22 protein-coding genes, 2 tRNA genes and 2 rRNA genes are annotated in these 18541 nt (G+C 42.3%); 13 read left to right on the plus strand and 13 right to left on the minus strand.

The features are described 5' to 3' along the window. Positions 1 to 210 precede the first annotated feature (210 nt). The 5 genes from L1D51_RS14795 (at position 211) to L1D51_RS14815 (ending at position 2258) form a co-directional block, all read left to right on the plus strand. Positions 211 to 351: a hypothetical protein gene (locus L1D51_RS14795; protein ID WP_166341396.1), complete on the plus strand. Its 141-nt coding sequence runs from the start codon at positions 211 to 213 to the stop codon at positions 349 to 351. Positions 352 to 578: 227 nt separating this feature from the next. Then, positions 579 to 669, plus strand: a tRNA-Ser gene (locus tag L1D51_RS14800). A 53-nt stretch (positions 670 to 722) separates the two neighbouring features. Next, positions 723 to 815: transfer RNA gene (locus L1D51_RS14805), tRNA-Ser, on the plus strand. Positions 816 to 851: 36 nt separating this feature from the next. Continuing rightward, positions 852 to 1424: a DUF4124 domain-containing protein gene (locus L1D51_RS14810; RefSeq protein ID WP_239964001.1), complete on the plus strand. Its 573-nt coding sequence runs from the start codon at positions 852 to 854 to the stop codon at positions 1422 to 1424. Positions 1425 to 1493: 69 nt separating this feature from the next. Further along, entirely contained in the window at positions 1494 to 2258 is a 765-nt protein-coding gene (locus tag L1D51_RS14815) for an MBL fold metallo-hydrolase (protein WP_239964002.1), read from the plus strand. Here the strand turns inward: L1D51_RS14815 and L1D51_RS14820 are convergent. After that, on the minus strand, positions 2230 to 3348 hold the full coding sequence (locus L1D51_RS14820) for an aminotransferase class V-fold PLP-dependent enzyme (RefSeq protein ID WP_239964003.1): 1119 nt from the start codon (positions 3346 to 3348) through the stop codon (positions 2230 to 2232). The genes L1D51_RS14815 and L1D51_RS14820 overlap by 29 nt on opposite strands. Further along, entirely contained in the window at positions 3348 to 4517 is a 1170-nt protein-coding gene (locus tag L1D51_RS14825) for a PrnB family protein (RefSeq protein ID WP_054563718.1), read from the minus strand. Before L1D51_RS14825 ends, L1D51_RS14820 begins: the two co-directional genes overlap by 1 nt. A gap of 113 nt (positions 4518 to 4630) precedes the next feature. On the opposite strand from L1D51_RS14825, the gene L1D51_RS14830 reads away from it, so the two are divergent. The 3 genes from L1D51_RS14830 to L1D51_RS14840 all read left to right on the plus strand — a co-directional run bounded on the left by L1D51_RS14830 (position 4631) and on the right by L1D51_RS14840 (position 7664). Further along, positions 4631 to 5092: an Lrp/AsnC family transcriptional regulator gene (locus tag L1D51_RS14830; RefSeq protein WP_054563719.1), complete on the plus strand. Its 462-nt coding sequence runs from the start codon at positions 4631 to 4633 to the stop codon at positions 5090 to 5092. A 68-nt stretch (positions 5093 to 5160) separates the two neighbouring features. After that, complete coding sequence (locus L1D51_RS14835) at positions 5161 to 6528, plus strand: alpha/beta hydrolase (protein ID WP_239964004.1); 1368 nt, start codon at positions 5161 to 5163, stop codon at positions 6526 to 6528. Continuing rightward, complete coding sequence (locus L1D51_RS14840) at positions 6525 to 7664, plus strand: GNAT family N-acetyltransferase (protein ID WP_239964005.1); 1140 nt, start codon at positions 6525 to 6527, stop codon at positions 7662 to 7664. The genes L1D51_RS14835 and L1D51_RS14840 overlap by 4 nt, the downstream gene beginning before the upstream one ends. On the opposite strand, the gene L1D51_RS14845 is transcribed toward L1D51_RS14840, so the two are convergent. Further along, positions 7641 to 8231, minus strand: coding sequence for a DUF938 domain-containing protein (locus L1D51_RS14845; protein ID WP_239964006.1), 591 nt, complete (start codon positions 8229 to 8231; stop codon positions 7641 to 7643). The genes L1D51_RS14840 and L1D51_RS14845 overlap by 24 nt on opposite strands. 183 nt (positions 8232 to 8414) lie before the next feature. Between L1D51_RS14845 and L1D51_RS14850 the strand changes: the two genes are divergently transcribed. The 5 genes from L1D51_RS14850 to L1D51_RS14870 all read left to right on the plus strand — a co-directional run bounded on the left by L1D51_RS14850 (position 8415) and on the right by L1D51_RS14870 (position 11516). Then, entirely contained in the window at positions 8415 to 8609 is a 195-nt protein-coding gene (locus tag L1D51_RS14850) for a hypothetical protein (protein WP_054554610.1), read from the plus strand. Between the two features lie 106 nt (positions 8610 to 8715). Next, a complete protein-coding gene (locus tag L1D51_RS14855) occupies positions 8716 to 9081 on the plus strand; it encodes a hypothetical protein (RefSeq protein ID WP_054554609.1) in 366 nt (121 codons plus the stop codon). An 8-nt stretch (positions 9082 to 9089) separates the two neighbouring features. Next, the gene (locus tag L1D51_RS14860; protein WP_055022357.1) at positions 9090 to 10466 is read left to right on the plus strand and encodes a class II fumarate hydratase; all 1377 of its coding nucleotides are present in this window, start codon (positions 9090 to 9092) and stop codon (positions 10464 to 10466) included. A 149-nt stretch (positions 10467 to 10615) separates the two neighbouring features. Then, a complete protein-coding gene (locus L1D51_RS14865; RefSeq protein ID WP_062566274.1) occupies positions 10616 to 11101 on the plus strand; it encodes a hypothetical protein in 486 nt (161 codons plus the stop codon). Positions 11102 to 11114: 13 nt separating this feature from the next. After that, positions 11115 to 11516, plus strand: coding sequence for a hypothetical protein (locus L1D51_RS14870; protein WP_054563725.1), 402 nt, complete (start codon positions 11115 to 11117; stop codon positions 11514 to 11516). Here the strand turns inward: L1D51_RS14870 and L1D51_RS14875 are convergent. The 10 genes from L1D51_RS14875 to L1D51_RS14920 form a co-directional block, all read right to left on the minus strand. Next, entirely contained in the window at positions 11509 to 11694 is a 186-nt protein-coding gene (locus L1D51_RS14875; protein ID WP_054554683.1) for a hypothetical protein, read from the minus strand. The two genes, L1D51_RS14870 and L1D51_RS14875, sit on opposite strands and share 8 nt — an antisense overlap. Positions 11695 to 11759: 65 nt before the next feature. Further along, on the minus strand, positions 11760 to 12077 hold the full coding sequence (locus L1D51_RS14880; protein ID WP_054554605.1) for a hypothetical protein: 318 nt from the start codon (positions 12075 to 12077) through the stop codon (positions 11760 to 11762). Then, positions 12074 to 12712: a hypothetical protein gene (locus tag L1D51_RS14885; RefSeq protein ID WP_055199258.1), complete on the minus strand. Its 639-nt coding sequence runs from the start codon at positions 12710 to 12712 to the stop codon at positions 12074 to 12076. Before L1D51_RS14885 ends, L1D51_RS14880 begins: the two co-directional genes overlap by 4 nt. 71 nt (positions 12713 to 12783) lie before the next feature. Continuing rightward, a complete protein-coding gene (locus tag L1D51_RS14890; protein ID WP_054563727.1) occupies positions 12784 to 13476 on the minus strand; it encodes a PspA/IM30 family protein in 693 nt (230 codons plus the stop codon). A 24-nt stretch (positions 13477 to 13500) separates the two neighbouring features. Beyond that, positions 13501 to 13914, minus strand: coding sequence for a YjfI family protein (locus L1D51_RS14895; RefSeq protein WP_054563728.1), 414 nt, complete (start codon positions 13912 to 13914; stop codon positions 13501 to 13503). A 79-nt stretch (positions 13915 to 13993) separates the two neighbouring features. Continuing rightward, complete coding sequence (locus L1D51_RS14900; RefSeq protein ID WP_414858337.1) at positions 13994 to 15646, minus strand: polyamine aminopropyltransferase; 1653 nt, start codon at positions 15644 to 15646, stop codon at positions 13994 to 13996. 73 nt (positions 15647 to 15719) lie between these two features. Further along, a complete protein-coding gene (locus L1D51_RS14905) occupies positions 15720 to 16619 on the minus strand; it encodes a DUF350 domain-containing protein (RefSeq protein ID WP_239964007.1) in 900 nt (299 codons plus the stop codon). Between the two features lie 30 nt (positions 16620 to 16649). Further along, positions 16650 to 17582, minus strand: coding sequence for a hypothetical protein (locus tag L1D51_RS14910; protein WP_054554600.1), 933 nt, complete (start codon positions 17580 to 17582; stop codon positions 16650 to 16652). A 442-nt stretch (positions 17583 to 18024) separates the two neighbouring features. Further along, a 5S ribosomal RNA gene (gene rrf / locus L1D51_RS14915) occupies positions 18025 to 18139 on the minus strand. Positions 18140 to 18264: 125 nt separating this feature from the next. After that, positions 18265 to 18541 (minus strand): 23S ribosomal RNA (locus tag L1D51_RS14920); the annotation flags it as partial.

Below are 18541 nucleotides of genomic sequence, written 5' to 3' on the forward strand. Positions count from 1 at the left end.
CCTTTATCCTTTATTTACCTATACTTCAGCGTTAAAGAAACTGCATAAGCATGCAAGATATCACTTAGACAAAAACTTAACCCCATGTTAATAAAAGGCTTTTGGATTAGAAAAAGTTATCCGACAGACTCAATTTTTATCGTTTTATTTTTGTCCAGTTTGATTGCAAAATACTCACGTTTTCAACCAAACACAACCCGGAGCAAAGTAATGAACCCAATTAATACATTAAACCAAAACGCTGCAACTCATGTTGCCGTAAAACCAACAAACCGCAAAGCAAAAATGTTGGCAAAACTAAATCGCTACGGCAAAAAGTTAGCTCTTGGCGGCGCAGTACAACACAAGTAATCCCCAACCATGGTTACTTTATCGGTGCAGTAAACACCCAACCACTAACGAAGATCCTTCTTTAGCTCCTCCGTTTACTGCTCCAACCCCTTTCTTTTAAGTTAAAAACAGCAATTAATTAAACCTTTTTACAAAAAACCCCCTCTTTACGCTCAAAAAACAAGCAAACAAACTTTTTCCTATTTACACAGCCGATTCAGCTAAGTATTATTCTCGCATCACGATGTGGAGAGATGGCAGAGTGGTCGAATGCACCGGTCTTGAAAACCGGCAGGGGTTTGTAGCCCCTCTAGGGTTCAAATCCCTATCTCTCCACCACTTATTTTTATTTGTTGATTTATTTCAGCAAATTACAATCAGAATTATGCGCTGGAGAGGTGGCCGAGTGGCCGAAGGCGCTCCCCTGCTAAGGGAGTATAGGGTTTGTAGCTCTATCGAGGGTTCGAATCCCTCCTTCTCCACCATTTTATTGTTAAAAACCGCTTTTTAGCGGTTTTTTTATGCCCGAAAACTTGCACACTTCATTATATTTCATGCATGCTAAGTATCTATTTGCTACACAAAGTGATGCCATGTTTCGTTTTGCATTTTTTACTCTTGCCCTATTTGCCAGCGCCAACAGTCAAGCCACTATTTATAAGTGCATGATTGACGGGGTTGCTACTTTTACGGAGAAACCTTGTGGAAAAGATGCAGTAATCGTGAAAATTGCACCGCCACCAGCAAGTAGCCAAACACCAGCTACAGAGCAGCCGCAAAAGCCAAAAAAACCTGCCGACTTAAGTGTTGAAGATTATTTAAAAATTCAAAAAGCCGATCGTGAAATAGAGCGCCTTCAGCTCGAAATTAAAGAACTACAAAAACAACAAAGTGAGCGCATCGATAAACTCAATAATATGACGCAAGATGCCGCAAACAGATTAGGCGCAGCGTCTATTGATGATGCTATCAGTAAACAAAGTGAGCGTATTAACGCTTACTATAAGAGCCAAATCAGCATCCTCGAAAAACAGGTAGCACAGTTAGAAGAAAACAAAAAGCAGCTCAAAGAGCGAGGCACGCAATCCAATTAGCTTAACTTACTAAAACTGGTCAGACATGATATAACAACATTTGCTGATTTAGTTTAGGGGTCAATTGATTTGCACATTCACACGCTCGAAGGTTATATTCAAAATATCTATTTAGTTGAATATCCAGATAAATTGATGCTGCTTGATGGGTGTTGCCGTGCTGATGTGAATACCGTATTTGACTATATTACCGAACAACTAAAGCGCCCCATCACTGACTTAAAACTGATTGTAGTCACCCATATGCACCCAGATCATGCCGGTGGAGCGCATGCACTAAGAAAGTTAAGTGGCGGCAAAATAGCGACGTCGAATGCTCCAGGTCAATGGTATAGAGGCATTGATGGTTTCTTAATGCATTTAACCGATATCGCTTTGGCTTGGTGGGTCGCAGGTAGGTTAAATAAAAAACGCCACAACCTTTGGTACAGCCGCCATCTAGATGCAGATTATTACCTTGCTACTGATGCAACCCTACCCGGCTTTGACGATTGGCAAGCACTACATAGCCCAGGTCACACTGACCGAGATATTAGCCTGTATCATATTCCTAGCGAGCGAATTTACATTGCTGATTTACTAGTAAAAGTAAAAGGGCAGCTTGTGCCACCCTTTCCTGTTTTTTACCCAAAGCTGTATTTAAGCTCTTTGTTGATGCTAAAAGCGCTACAACCAAAACGGATTATGTTTGCCCACAGCAATGAAGTCAGTATTGATGACATCGACTTTGAGCAAATTTTAGCGCTGGTCCCAGAAAAACCAATGACGCATTGGCGTTCAGTCAAAGCAAAGGCTCGACAAGCACTTAATTTAAAGCGCTTTTCACAGTCGTGATAAAAGTATCTATATCCTGCTGATCATTATAAATATGAGCAGAGACTCTTAAGCCTAAGTGACGTTCATCAACCGCAATATTCGCTGCAATAAGCGCAGCTTTAACAGCCGCTTGTTGCTCGCCAAAATGCATAATAGCCGTACCAGAGCATTTGTCAGCCTGTATTGGTGAGTGCATATAATCAGCTAATTGATCATGAAACTGCGCGAGCATTGCTAAGTTATGAGCACGTACTTTCTCAATACCAAGATCAGCAAAGTAATTAATACTATGCGAAGCCAAAATATAAGGTGCAACTGAAGGGGTACCGCCCCAAAAGCGCAATGCGGTTTGATGATAAGCAAAGTGCTTAATATCAAACTCAAACGGATTTTGATGAGAAAACCAACCAACATCTTGTGGCTGACAAAGTGAAAGCTGCTTGCTGCTAACCCATAAATAAGCAGCACCAGGGCCACCACATAACCATTTTACACTCGAGCCCAACATAAAGTCGGCATCAAGCTTAGTTAAGTCGACCTCTAAAATGCCCGCAGACTGCGCAACATCTAGTAAGCTCAATGTGTTGTGTTGTTTCGCGATATTTATAATTTCATGAATAGGCGCTTGCTGACCCGTGTTTGAATAAACATGGCTAATAAAGACTAAATCAATATCATTTTTCGCTAAATATGACTGCCAAATCTGCGCATCGGTTAGGTCTTCATGCTTACCTATAAACACGATTTCAGCACTTTCCGGTAGGGCTTTTTGCATCGCAAAACCCATACTTGGAAAGTCACTTTCGGCCATCAATACTTTGCAATTTTCTTGTTGAAGTCGCGGGTGCGACATCAACAGCTTGGTTAAACCACTCGATAAGTTAACTTGTGGGCAAAATAACTCACTATGCGAGTTAAATAATTTAGCGAGACTACTCGTAAATGCCTCAACACCTTGCAACCACTGTTGCCATGGTTCTTTATTTTCATTTTGCCAAGCAGCAAAAAACTGCTGATGAAAATGCTGCTCAGCAGATTTTAAGGGTCGCCCCACAGAGTGGTTAAGCAAATAGCTGCCTTGTGGAATTACAAAATCGTCTTTACTCATTACTTAATCCACTGTTTTAACTTAGTTAAATCATCAAACCGAGTTCGAATATCGTCCCTTTTTGCTGCCGCACGACGATCACGTAACTGCTCTAGTGAGTTAAGTAACACATGCAAAGGCGGCCCACTGGCTGTGACTTTATCCATATGTTGTTGCTGCATTTGCTGTGAAGGCTGCGCGATGTATTTACTGACCAACTGATTATGGTGGCCAATGGCAGTATCACCATGCAGTTTACACACTTGAATGAACAGCTTTAAGTTAGTTTGTAACCATTCGCTATCGCGCTCAGCTTCTGCCGCTAAAAAGTCATCCATAATGCTTGTCATACGCATACTTTCACGCAGGATCTGCTGATCTTCAGGCATCATATACAAGAATTTATCCACCAGCATTTGCGAGTAGCTAGGTTCATTAGCAAAACAAAGACCAAGCAGTAAATCGATAACATTAATGCCCGCAAAATCACCAGCATTCGCGCCACGATATACCTCTTTACCTACTCGATACGGCTTGTAATACGGGCGTACACAATAGAAAAAGCGGTCTGTATCGAGCTTGTTGTATAACGTATTATTCGACTCAATCACATCAAGCAATGCTTGTTTTGCCACTGCGAGTAAATCTGCTGCGATAGGGTGTGATATCCCTAACGGCTGAATTTTTAATAAAGCATCTGCCGCGCGCTTATACGCTAAAATGCCCTTGGTATTGTAATCAATAAAGATTTTCTCATCTTCAAGATCTGTAAAGCGCTTATACAAACCATCAACCGCTTTATTGTGGGTGGTTAAATGTGCCGTTGCAAAACGTGGGGTTACGCCAATAGATGCACCAATGTGCATTGCCAACGCTGAAGCTTCAACAAGCGGTGAGCTTGTTTCACGAGAAGGCTCAGTGATCTCATGTCGACGGCATGCCGCCATATACAAGCCAACATTACCTAATAAGTCAAAGGCATTATCAAAGCCTTCATCTGTATTACCCTCTGCCAGTAAGGCACGAATATGCTCATTACCCTCTTGCTCTAATTGACGCTTAAGGTGCTCACCGACACCCTCTACATTCGCTTTATCGTCTTGTTGCCAATATAGTTTTTCTAATTCGCTGTTGATCTCAACAAAACGGGTGCGAAGCCAGCTATCAAATGCCTTAGTGTTCTCAGTCACAGGCTCACTCCAAAATAATTATATTGCGATAATGTTAACAGAGTTCAATGAGTGCTAATCGCCAAAATATAGACTAGAATCCATCTAGATTAGTGAAAATCACTCAAATAAAAATGAAATTAGATAAAAAAGACCAACAATTACTTAATGCTTTACAGGATAATGCGAGAACTTCTGTCTCAGAGCTGGCACACTCGGTTAGCCTGTCCGATACCCCTTGCCTACGCCGCATTAAAAAGCTCGAATCAGCAAATGTGATCAGTGGTTACCATGCTGCCATCAATCCTAAAGCAGTTGATTTAAATGTGTCTGTGTATGCCTTTGTTCGCTTAAACCAGAACTCTGTTACCGCTGCTGAGCAATTTGAACAGCAGGTTGAGAAGCTTGACCATGTACTTGAGTGTTCTGTTATTTCAGGCAGTTATGATTACCTGCTGAAGATCGTTGCCGCTGATTTAGAAAGCTATGAAAGCTTTGTGAAACATAAATTAGGTAGTATTGATTGTATTGCTAACATCGAATCGACAGTGGTCTTAAAACAAGCGTTCACTAAGCGTCATTTACCGCTCGCTTGACGCACCTTGCTTGCAAATAAAACATAACTCGATAAGCTAAAAATAGGCTTTAAAAGGATGCTTAAAATATGAAATTCATCAACTTAGTTGCTATCTCTTGGGCCATCAGTGGGCTATTTAGCAGCTCATTAATGGCACAGCAACAAACCTGCCTTGCTCAGCTTGAAGACCAAGAACTGATGATGAAAAGTAAGCGCGAAGGACTGTTTAGAGAGCCATTACCACGCACCCATAGCACCTTTAGCTATAATATCGAGCAAGCATTTAGTGACTATTTAACCGCTGCTTACCTGCAAATTAGTAGCGAAAACCCGCGCGCTAATTTGCCATGCCCTGTTTACACAGACACCTATCAGCAGCTTGTTGCACAAGGCGCTCGACCAGCTAACGCGACTGTTGCCGATTTAATAAGCCCATTTGAACTTAAACAGGCCAATAGCCGTAAAGCAGTGCTCTTGATCCACGGTTTAACCGACTCACCCTTTACCTATCACGACCTTGCACAAGTGTATTATCAACAAGGGTATACGGTACGCACAATTTTACTACCTGGGCATGGTACCGCTCCTGCAGCACTTAGAGACATCGATGCCGATGATTGGCAAAAGGCTAGCGTGTATGCCATTGAGCGCACATTAAAAGATTTTGATCAGGTGATATTAGGGGGCTACTCAACCGGTGCTGCACTGGTTATTGATTACTTAACTCAAGGCCCGGTCGATAATAAGATTACTGCTGCTATGTTGTTTTCACCCGCAAGCGAGCCACACAATAAAAACGGTTGGCTGGCGAAATGGGTTGATGCGATTCCATTTGTGAATTGGATTGATAAAGATGCGGACCTTGATTTTGCCAAGTATGAGTCGTTTCCATTTAGTGCAGCCTCAGCTAGTCACGAAGCAATGAGCCGTATTAGCCTTGATGAACTACGTCATCGCCAACTCCCTAATGTAGCGATATTTAGCACCTTTAGTGATGTTGACACCACAATAGATAACCAAGCGACCTTTAAAATTTTAACTAAGCTACACGACCCAAAAACACGCAAGAATAACCAGCTTGATCGGCTTGTATACTATGGTGATGACGATAATATTCCCGCCAGCTTTCCAGCTGATTACCAAATAATTCGTGATGACTGCGACACCGATGACTGTAAAAAAATCAAAGGAATGTCACATATTGGTATTGTTAATAAACCCAGCAACCCTTACTACGGTCGCACAGCATTGTATCGCAATTGCGGAAGCTACTTAGATGACGATAAGCTTTATACAGCCTGCAAATACCAAAAAGACGTTGTGATGGGTGAACGCACAGCCGAAAATTTACAAGCGCACAAACCCTTTGCACGACTCACGTTTAACCCTTATTTCGATAAGCTTGCTATGCATATCAACGGTTTCATCAAAGATATTGAATCGGCTAAACAATGAGTGAGTTTAGCCACCGCTGGTTTAATCAAATAAGCGAGATTGATGCCACTCTTTGGCAATCATTTTTTGATGATACGCCCTTTACTGATCACGCTTTTTTAGCGGCTTTAGAACAAACAGGATGTGTGAGTGAAGAGTCGGGCTGGCAACCTATGCACCTAGCAATTTACCAGCAAGAACAGGTCATTGCCTTACTACCCGGGTATCTAAAATACCACTCTTATGGTGAATATGTATTTGACTGGGCTTGGGCTGAAGCCTATCAACAACATGGCTTAGAGTATTATCCCAAATGGCTGTGTGGCGTACCATTCACACCTATTGCTGGGCAAAGAATTAGTATAAATCACAATAACCCCACTGAAGTCTATGCTTACACTCAGCATGTACTCACAGCAACAGCAGCGCAGTTAGGCTGGTCAGGTTGGCATATAAATTTTTGCCACCAGCAACAAGCGACTGCATTAACTAGCGATACCGTAATGCAACGTCATGGCGTGCAGTTTCAGTGGTTTAATGAAGGCTATAATTGCTTTGAGGATTTTTTAGCTTCACTCACCGCAAGAAAGCGTAAATCGCTCAAAAAAGAACGCGCTAAAATAACTGAACAGCAGATAGCCGTAGAATGGATCGAAGGTGCTGACATCAGCAAACAGCACATGCAGCAATTTAGTCATTTTTACCGCCAAACCTATTTAAAGCGCTCAGGCCACAATGGTTATTTGAATACCGCCTTTTTCGAGTTATTGCAGCAAAGCATGGCCGACAAACTGGTGCTAATGTTCGCTAAATATCAAGGAGAGGTGATTGCCGCCACTCTCAGTTTTAAAGATCAGAACTGTTTGTATGGTCGTTACTGGGGAACGAACTATGAGCTCGATAGTTTGCACTTTGAGCTTTGCTATTATCAAGGTATTGAATACTGCATTGCCAACAAACTTAAACAGTTCCATTCTGGCGCGCAAGGTGAGCATAAAATAAGTCGCGGTTTTAAACCCGTATCTACCTATTCACTGCATCATATTCAGCACGGTGATTTTGCAGCTGCCATTAGCGATTTTATTACTAGAGAACGCCAACATATGGCGCTCTATAAAGCCCATTGCGAAAGCTTACTGCCTTTTAAACAGCAATAATTGGTTATTCGCTGGCATTTGCACATCTTCAACCAAGGTTAAGCCAGCTTGCTCTGCAAGTTGGCAAATCGCTTCAAAATCACGAATCGCACTATTTGCATCTCGCTGTTTTAAAAAAGCATCGAATTCGGCATTACTAGCACTGGTAAACTTACCTTGGTACTTAAATGGTCCATAAATACACAGCTTACCTTTTGGCGCTAAGTGCTTTGCTACACCTTGGAAAAAGCGCTCCACCAGTGGCCAGCTAATAATGTGCATTGTGTTCGCGGTGAAAATGGCATTCACAGTTTCAACCGGCCAAGGATCATTAAGGTCGAGTGTCAGTGGCGCATGCAAGTTAGTTAATGCAGCTTCTTGATGCCATTGTAAAATCCCTGGGTGATTAACCTCGCGATCACTGCAATGCCACTGCAAATGTGCTAAATGCGTTGCAAAATGCACACTATGTTGCCCAGTACCTGAGCCGACTTCTAATACATCCGTCACATCAGAAAAGAACGCTTCTAATACGTTTAAAATAGGTAATTTGTTGTTTTCACAGGCTTGAGAGAAGGGTTTATCCATACAAATTAGTGCACCATGTTTGGTAATTAGTGCACAACAGTAAAGCAAAAATAAATAATAAAGTCGCGGTGAATTTATTAGTTAAAAATATAAACCCATTATTTTCAACAAGTTAAATTTATTAATCAATATTGGTACAGCTTATGCTATTTCTTAAGTGAATTAATCAATAGGAGCAATATTATGTATATCTCACCCTACACCGCTGTAGATGCAGCACTTGCAGCCAGCGAACGTGCTGAAAGCGAAAAAGCCGCCTTAACAAGTTGTGACGACAGAGCAACCGTGATCGATCTTCTTTCTCAATGTAACAAAGAAAATGTACAGGCGCCGAAAAAACATGAAACAGACCAGATTTTTATTCTCGGCTACAATTAATCACACACAGTTAATCCATTCAGTCTTAGCTTCATTTCATAAGACTTGCACTAAAACCGATTAACTCTAATGATAACAATTATCATTACAGTTAATCGGTTTTTCTATGCACTCTCACAATGCTATGCTCCATTATCAGCGGCAAATGAAATGTGTTTGCCAAAGACCTGGGCTACATGCCCCTGCACTTGTTGCGAACTATGTTGAAGCGGGTTTAAACATTGCACGCTATTACGAAAAGCATCACAACTTTATTTTGCAAGAGCTGTATCTAAGACGCACCTTTCATGAACTACTTGAAAAGATGTGTGATTCATTAGTGCATAATGCAATTCGTAAACAATGTTTGGCTCAGCTTTATAAACCGCAACTTGCGCTAAAGCGTTACTACAAAACTCATAACTGTATTGAAAAGTATTTCAGTTTGGAGCGAGAAGCGTGTCTTCTCAGCCAAGAATTTAACCCGATTTAGGAGTGTTTATGAGCCAATTTAGAACCGAATCAGATAGCATGGGTGAACTACAAGTCCCTGCCAATGCGTTGTATCAAGCTCAAACGCAACGCGCTATCAATAACTTCAAAATTAGTGGCTTAGCCATGCCTAAGCAATTTATCACCGCCCTCGCCTACATTAAGCAAGCTGCCGCGCAAAGTAATGCTGCTTTAGGCCATTTGAGTCAAGGTAAAGCTAAAGCTATTGAGCAAGCATGCCAAGAGGTCATCGACGGTAAACATTTTTCAGAGTTTCCTGTTGATGTATTTCAGACAGGCTCTGGCACTAGCTCAAATATGAATGCCAATGAAGTCATTGCAACGCTGGCGAGCCAATTTGCAGGGGAAACCATTCACCCCAACGATGATGTGAACATGGGACAAAGCTCAAATGATGTGATCCCCACTGCGATTGCTGTAAGTAGCGCTATTAACATCATTTATGAGCTGTTTCCTAAACTCGATAAACTCAGTCAAAGCCTACAAAGCAAACAAGCCGAAGTGGGCCATATTGTGAAAACCGGTCGCACACATTTAATGGATGCAATGCCTGTGAGTTTTTCACAAACACTGGCTGCATGGCAGTTACAAGTGGATCATGCAATGGCAGGCATTCGCCAAGCTCTTGAGCGAGTTTGTGAACTTGCACAAGGTGGCACAGCAGTTGGTACCGGCATAAATGCCGATCCAGCATTTGCCGGTGAGTTTTGCCAACACTTGAGTGAGAATGTAGGTATTCGCTTTAGCCCAAGCAAAAACTTCTTTTATAACATAGGCTCACAAGACGCCATTGTTGCGCTCTCAGGCCAGCTAAAGGTACTTGCTGTAGCACAAATGAAAATAGCCAATGACTTGCGCTGGATGAACTCTGGCCCACTTGCAGGTCTTGGTGAAATTGAACTTGAAGCTCTACAGCCAGGTTCATCAATTATGCCGGGTAAAGTAAACCCTGTGATCCCTGAAGCGGCGGCTATGGTCAGCGCACAAGTAATTGGCAATGACGCGACCATTACAGTGGCTGGTCAAGCCGGTAACTTTGAGCTCAATGTAATGCTACCTGTGATTGCCCTAAACATTTTGCAAAGTATCGAACTTTTAGCAAATAGCAGTGAAGCACTGGCAGATAAAGCGATTGCCAGCTTTAAAGTAAACCAAAGCAATGTTGATAAAGCGCTCGCTAAAAACCCAATTCTGGTTACTGCACTTAATCCGGTGATCGGCTATAGCAAAGCCGCAAAAATTGCCAAATTAGCTTATCAAGAAGGTCGCCCTATTATTGATGTTGCTGCTGAGCATACGGATATTTCGCGCGAAGAACTGAGCGAGTTACTGAACCCAGCCAAACTAACCCAAGGTGGTTTGTAATACCTATTTATTGCAGATAGCTGTAAAACTTTTATCTTATTGTAGCTCTGTGAATACAGAGCTACTTACTGAAAGCTAACGTTTTTATTGCTCCACTTTGAGCAATGTGTATGATAGTGAGTACTTATTCAACGATTTTTAGGTATGTTATGCGCTATCCACTATTGGCAATTTTATTTCCTGTGTTATTAACTGCGTGCTCGGACGCTGCAACTAATGAGCAAGCCGAATCAACGGCAACCAGCAATAAACTTGTCGAGGCACCAAAAGCCGTTGAAATAAAAAACGCTGAGGAAGTGACCAAAGCAGCCCCAGATAAAGCCACTATTAGCTCTGCCCATGAGCAACTTAAACAATTAATCGATGATCCAAGCTGTGACAACAGCACCCAATGTAAAGTATTACCTGTTGGTAGTCGTGCTTGTGGCGGCCCAAGTAGCTTTATTGTTTATTCAACCAAAACAGCTGACACTGCTGAGGTTGAAAAGCTTGCAAAAGATATCACCGCCCTTGAAAAGCAATTTAACGCAGCAAACGACATGATGAGTATTTGTCAGCATCTAACCGCACCAGGTGCGCAGTGTTCTGAGAATACTTGTGTTAGAATCGAAGGCTCAGCGGCAAGTGTATACTAAGGAATAAGCAATAATGGTTCGTTCATCGACTTTCAAGAAACTTTTCATCACCACAACTGTGTTAGCAAGCATTGCTTTAAGCGGTTGCGAAACAACAACGTCGGGTAGTTCTGCGCGCGTTGATTTAGGTGATTTAAACGATCAGCTGAACGATATCGTTAGCAATAATAGCTGTACCGCGAGCTTTCAATGTAAAGTGTTAGAAGTTGGTGAGCGGGCATGTGGTGGGCCAAGTCGCTATGTGGTTTATTCAACGTTAAACAATACACAAGAGCAAGCAGAGCAACTTGCAGAGCGAATTACAGCGGCTGAGAAGTCATCTGATCAAGCATTAACTGTTAACGATTGCTCACCAGTTCTGCCTATACAATCGCTGTGTATTTCACAGCAGTGCCAAGCAATCGAGATTAAGTAAATAATGCAATAAGGCCGGATACTATCACCACGCTGATGATACAAATCCCGGCCTTATATATGTACTTAACCTGCATTGTATTATGCACCCAGTAAGCATAAATGTAGCGAACAAAGTAACTTGCTGCAGTGCCAAATAATGCAAAAATAACTAAATACGCAAGTAAAATAATATCCACAGTCATGCCACTTCTTTAAAACATCTAGCCTCAGTGTAAGGGCTTAAAGAAGTAAAGGCAAAACCTTAGCTTTTTTTACTGTGTTCAATGAGTAATTCAGCCACGCGCTGCTTCACAGCACGCTTATCATCGGCTGCAACACCAAAGCGCTCAGCCAATAAAGCAATCTCTTCATCATTTAAGTTAAACGATAAACGCTGTCTGGTTTTTTTCGACTTAACGTCGAGCTCCAAAATCTTACGGATCATATCTGATGGCGTAAGCTCTTGGTCAATGGCTTGCTTCTTAATTGATTTTTGCACTTCAGAGCTTAAATCAAACGCCATTTGCGTGGCTCTAACGGCTTGCTCCTGACGCTGCCATTTGGCTTTTGCATCACTCACTTGGCATCCCCAGGAAATAAGTCAACAATATCGCTAATTGGTCTGGTTAACGTCAGTGATACCTCTGTTTCACCGCCTTCCCAAATCTCAATATTTAAACTATGCGATTCATCATCTGAGCTTAAACAGATCATTTCACACGGCTCACCACCTTCGTCTTCATAACGAGGTAAAGGTTTATTGCGGTAGTCCTTATTATGGAAATAACACACATAAGGTGCTTCTGATTGTTTGTAGCTCGATGCTAAAAAGTGACTAAAACGCTCCGGACTATTTTGCACGTTAATTGCCGTTAATTCGTCTTCATCAAAAATACGAGCGAACTCATCAAGGGTAAAAATCTCATCAACATCGTCGCGTTGAATTTTGATCGCAAAGTTTGCCCATTGCTCACCGTCATCTGATTCAATTTGCAAAAACACCACTTGGCCAGATTCACTCTCGAGTACCAACTCATACTCTGCACTACGTTGGTACTGATACGTTTGCACATCAATAACACGCAGTGTTTGTCCTTTTAACCAGCTTGGGTAAGCGAACGAATCAATCACCGTCAGCATATCACCAACAAGTAATTGGCTTGGATCAGTAAGCTGACGCTCTGGGGCTTTTTTAGATTTGAAAAAGTTAAACATAGGCTGACTCCTTGTTGAAGCAAAAAAGGTAACCCAGTGCGTGAGTTACCTTTTGTCTTTCCGTTAACTGATTAGCTATTTTGTTTTGCTTTAATACGCGCCAGAATATCCGCGCTTTTCGGATTGGTATCACCAATACCCGCTTCAGCCATTTTCGCTTTTAAATCATCGCCATTAGTATCAGCTTCTAATTGCTTAGCCGCACCTAACTGGTCTTGGCGGTCTTGCTGACGCTGCTTAATACGCTCAAGAGACTCACGTGCTGATGTCATTGATGAGCTGTTAGTATTTAGCGTGCTATTAACAGCCATTGTTGCTTGCTGAACACTCTCTGTCGTTTTAACCATCGTTAATTGACGTTGGTTTTCTTTAATCGACTTTTCAGCATCTTTAACTTGCTGCTTTAGTTGCACAATGTGGTTACTAAAACCAGCTAACACTTCTTCGTGCTCTGCTTTCTCAGCTTCAAAATCACCGATTTTTTCTGCGATTTCTAATGCTAGCGCTTCATTGCCTTTTTCAAGTGCTTGACCTGCATACGCTTCATGTTCTGCAATTGATGCATCTAGTGCGCTAATTTTACGCTTCGTTTGCATCTCTTTTGCCATTACTTCGGTAAGGCTTTTTTTAGCGCGTTGTAGGGCATTTTGTGCATCAGCAATTTCTTGTTCAAAGATACGGATACCGTTTGCATCAACAATTGCTTGTCCTGCTTCACGAGCGCCACCACGTACAGCTGTAAATAGTTTCTTTAAAATACTCATAATCTTAACTCCAGAAATTGCTAATTAATCGTTTAAATAAATGGTCACGGCTTCAAGTGCATCAATCGCATTGTCTGCCAGTGTTACCAACTCATGGGTAATATCATCAAACGATGAATTAACCGATAACGCGCCAAAAATAGCGTATTTATCATCAATTTTTGCAAATGCACTTAATGGAATTGGTACATTTAAACGTAGTAACGTTTCGTTTAACTCATTACGCATATCTGCTTGTACTTCGTTTTCAGCAAACAGGTAGCTTATACACAGTAGTTGCTCTTCTGTTTGGGTAACAAAGATAGGTAACTCATCATTCCCATCGACGATAACTTGTAACACATCTTGCTCACCTTCGTTGGCAATCAAGAAAGACTCAAAGCTCACACCTTCTGTTTCAAAAGAAGCCAGTTTGATTGATAGTTCATTTAATTCCATGTCTCACCTTTTTACGTTTTGACATATTATGTCTGAGTTAAGATTTGCATAGCCGACATATTATGTCAACTATAAAATATCAATTTTTGTACAATTCGGTTTCAACTTGCCACGCTTGGCGGTAATAATCATATAAGGTTCCTGAACCTAATCTATTGACTTCAATCGTGTTTACTTGTTCAAAAAAATGATTCGGAAACACAAAAGAAGCCAATAAATATTCTTTGCTTACCCAACGAGATGGCACCGGTAATTCATTCGTTTCACGAATTCGCTGACTTGCTGATTTGCCAGCGGTGGTCGCGATAGTCCAACCCCATTGACCAAACGAAGGAATATTCTGTTGGTATTGCTCAACATAACCAAAGCCAGCTGCTTTCATTGTTTTAGCAATACTCAAAAATGCTTTCTTCGCATGATAAGGGGATGTTGATTGCACGGCCACAGCTCCATCAGGTGCCAACAACTGACGCACATGATTATAAAAATAATCACTGTACATCTTATTAAGATCAGGGTGATTAGGGTCTGGTAGGTCAATTAAAATAGTGTCAAAGCGCTCGCCTTTAGCAAGCATAGCTTCGACCTCTAAAAAGGCATCTGCAATGCGAATATCAGCGCGGGGATCGCTCATAGAGTGCTTATTTAGCGCTGTTAAACGTGTTCTGATTTCCTCTGGCGCATCATAGTCGCCGACATCATTACCAAATAAGTTTAACAACTGACCATCTAAGTCAACTAAGGTGACATGCTCTACTGGCCACTTCAAAACATCACGCAATGCAAGCCCATCACCACCCCCGATGATCAACACGCGGTCGTGGCGATTTGAAGCCAACATAGCAGGATAGACAAGCATAGAATGATAAATTTGCTCATCCACACTTGAGAATTGTAAACGGCCATTGAGGTAAAGATCGGTAATTGCATTGGGCTGATTGCGGCTCAAACGCTCAGTTAAAACTAGGTGCTGATACTTAGTTGCTTGCGAGTAGATAACTTTATCTTTGTATAAAACATTGCTTAGGTTTTTCATCCAACTGGTGCCAAGCACAAGCACAAACGCAAAAAACACCAACAACAGCACATGGCAAACTAGCAGTAGCTTAGCGAAGCGAACATGTTGATGATAGCGCCATAAAAACACGAGACCAGCAATAATATTAAACAACGCCGTCCAAGCTGCTGCTTGCATAATTGGCATCGCAAGCATAATGCTCACCCAAATCGCAGCACCGACACCGGCACCGATATAATCCGCCCCGTAAATAGTTCCCGCATTATTTTCTAAAAAGCGGCCATAAACTTGCTGGCGAATACGCGCAATTAGCGGGATCTCCATACCGATCAATAGCCCGAGTAACAGACCAAACACATAGGGTAAGAAACGTGACCACTCTTGTAGCTTTTCAAATACATAGCCATTAAGTACGGTATCTGCAGGCAAGTTAAAAATTTCGGAGAAGATATGCGGCAATGAATAACTGACAGCGATAACACTCGCTATCGCTAAAATACAGCCCATGCCGACCAAGGCAATAATACTCTCTAGCCACGCGAAAGCAGTAAATGCATCTTTAAACCAACGTGCTAAAAATGCACCGATACCCATAGCGACAATCATGGTGCCGATCATGGCATAAATGGCACTCTCGACCGAGCCTAAGACACGACCAGCATAATGAGATAGAAGGTATTCATAAATAAGGCCGCACCCAGCGAGTACGGCCATAACAGTTATTAATAGGAAATCATGCCCAAGTAGATTGGCTCTACTTGGGGCGCTTGTTGTAGTAGACACTTAATTAGGCACCTAACAAGGTTGCCATGGTCGAACCAATCGCAAATGAGATTGCTGCAGAGATAGCTGCTACACCCACGTTCTTCTGGCGGTTCACTTCATCTGAAATATCACAACCAGATAGGATGATTTTGATAGTCACTAAGTGTAGTAAAATGAAAGCAACTAAACTCACTGCTGCACTTAATGCCCAGTAACCTAAACTAGCAACAATGTTGTCAGCCGCATAAGGAGCAATACCTGATGCAGCCGTTAATGCCAATGCACTACCCACTAAAAAGCCAGCATAACGAATACCTACTGCTAAGTTACCGTCAATAACCGCTTGCTGTAAGCAATCACCACTGCGATTAGTACGCTTGAATAACTGCACTCGATATTGACTGATCAGTAGCATCGCAATGCTGCCAATGGCAAAAGCTGCGATCACAATTGGAACACCATGCCAGCCTTCGGTCGCAACCCAAAATAAAGCAGAGCGAATGACAATCGCTACACTCACAACATGGCCAAAATCAATGAGTGCAGCAGTAGCATTACCTTTTACGATTTCGTCATGCAGGCTCACTTTACGAAGCGCTACCTTGTCTTGGAAGAAGTGACCTAGCTTGATAAGCACAATCGCCATCACACCATAACCTAGCATTTGTAATGCTTCTTGTTGTAAAGTCAGTGCAAATGCGCCGCTGCTCACGCCACTAAGAACAATAGCAAGTGCCACAAGCCCAGCCGCAAAACTAATACCAAAAGCAAAATTGTCACGCTCAGTTATTTCATCATTAGCGTGTAAGTTAGATACCCAGCCTTTGATAAATTTTAGGCTGACAAATAAAGCGATAATGATTGCAAAGTCGATTGCTAAAGCTTGCAACGACCAAGTGGTTATTCCATTAAATTCATACATGTGTTGTAACTCCGGTGGTTATTCTTTTCACTACTTACCGCGGCTAATGCCACGTGATGTTCTGCTCGAGCTGTTACGTAATGACCCAGAGCTTTTACTGTAACTACTGCTAGAAGCATAGCTACTACGTGTGCGTGGCGGCGTATAGCTGCTACGGCTTAATCCAGATGCGCCACTACGCTTCTTGGCATACGGACTAGTGAATTGTTTACCTTGGCGTTGATAAGACTGACGAGTACGTGTCTCTACCGTTTGTTGTGCTTTAATCTGTTTTGGGCTCGAATAACGGTAACGGCCATAGTCATTGTAATAGCTGTACTTTCTGTGACGGCTCCAGCGACCATACTCAACTCGGTCGAATACATCGCCCAACATGCGATACATCCCGTACCATACCCAAAAGCTGGTACCGCTGCTATTTGTTTGCCATTGCCCATAGTTAGGGTTGCCAACTAACTGGTTACCAACACTTTCGCCTTCAGCAGCTTCACTAATTGCGCCAACGCGCGCCAATGACCCCTGCGACATATCAGCAAGCATATTGATAGGATCGGTAAGCGCATCTTGAAATAAAGATGGCTTGGCAGCATCACGAATAAGATCAAGTTGATGAAGAGTATCTTCATATGGTGGTATTAGATAAGTAGACTTAACATCAGCTAAGCGTTGTGTAAGACCTGAATAAATAGCCCCTTCACGAGTCGCATCAAGACTAATTACACGAGCGATCTCAGAAAGTTGTGGTTGCTGCTCAGCAAGCACCTTGCCGTATTGTTTAAGTATCGTCGCATTACGCAAAGAGCCATTATCAAGCGCTGTACCGAGTTGATTTAATTCAACTTCAGCTTTTTCTATGGATTGTTGTATTGTTTGTTTCAGCTGCTCTTCTTTCGACTCACAGCCCATAAGCAAGCTTACCAAACAAAACAGGCTAATAAGTTTCCAAGCTTTTATTTGAGACATTCATGTCACCTGATTGTGGTTTAAAAACGCAAATAGTTTTACATAGCTCAGGTACTAAACCAAGATTAAAATTGCAACAAAGGGTAAATTGGGTCGTGAATTGCTAGTTAGCAAGGGGAAAGTTTAAAGGGCTGGCGTAGGTTGGGTAGAGCGAAGCTAAACCAAACACATCACAGAGCTATCAGCTTTCAGCCGTCAGCGATCAGCCGATAGGTGGAGGTTCTAGGCTCTAGGCAAAGTGTACTTGTAGGAATGGCTTTAGCCATGAATGTGTTTGTAAAGGTCTGAATTCGGCACTGAAGTGCCTCCTACGGGGTTTGTTGCTGAGGGTGACTCTGCACTAAACAACCCCACAGTTCAACTGACGGCTGATAGCTGATAGCTGAAAGCTCCAGACGCAAAAAAGCCCGACTCTTTCGAATCGGGCTTTCTCTTATTTGGAGCCTGGCGATGACCTACTTTCACATAGCAGCTGCTACACTATCATCGGCGCTGTTTCGTTTCACTACTGAGTTCGGCATGGGGTCAGGTGGGTCCAAAACGCTATTGTCACCAAGCAAATTTGGTTTAATTCGCTCATCTGAGCAAATTAATAAATCTGGAATTCTGATATCAAGTAAATGTCTACTTTAGTGTCTTAACTTCTGTCTGTTACGCTGTCATAAAACGCGTTTGGCGTTGTATGGTTAAGCCTCACGGGTAATTAGTACAGGTTAGCTTAATGGCTCGCACCACTTCCACATCCTGCCTATCAACGTTGTAGTCTTCCACGGCCCTTCAGAGACTTTAAAAGTCTAGTGAGAACTCATCTCGAGGCCTGCTTCGCGCTTAGATGCTTTCAGCGCTTATCAGTTCCGAACGTAGCTACCGGGCAGTGCCATTGGCATGACAACCCGAACACCAGCGGTTCGTTCACTCCGGTCCTCTCGTACTAGGAGCAACCCCTCTCAATTCTCAAA

The sequence above is a fragment of the Pseudoalteromonas shioyasakiensis genome, assembly GCF_022398475.1.
Lineage (GTDB): Bacteria > Pseudomonadota > Gammaproteobacteria > Enterobacterales > Alteromonadaceae > Pseudoalteromonas.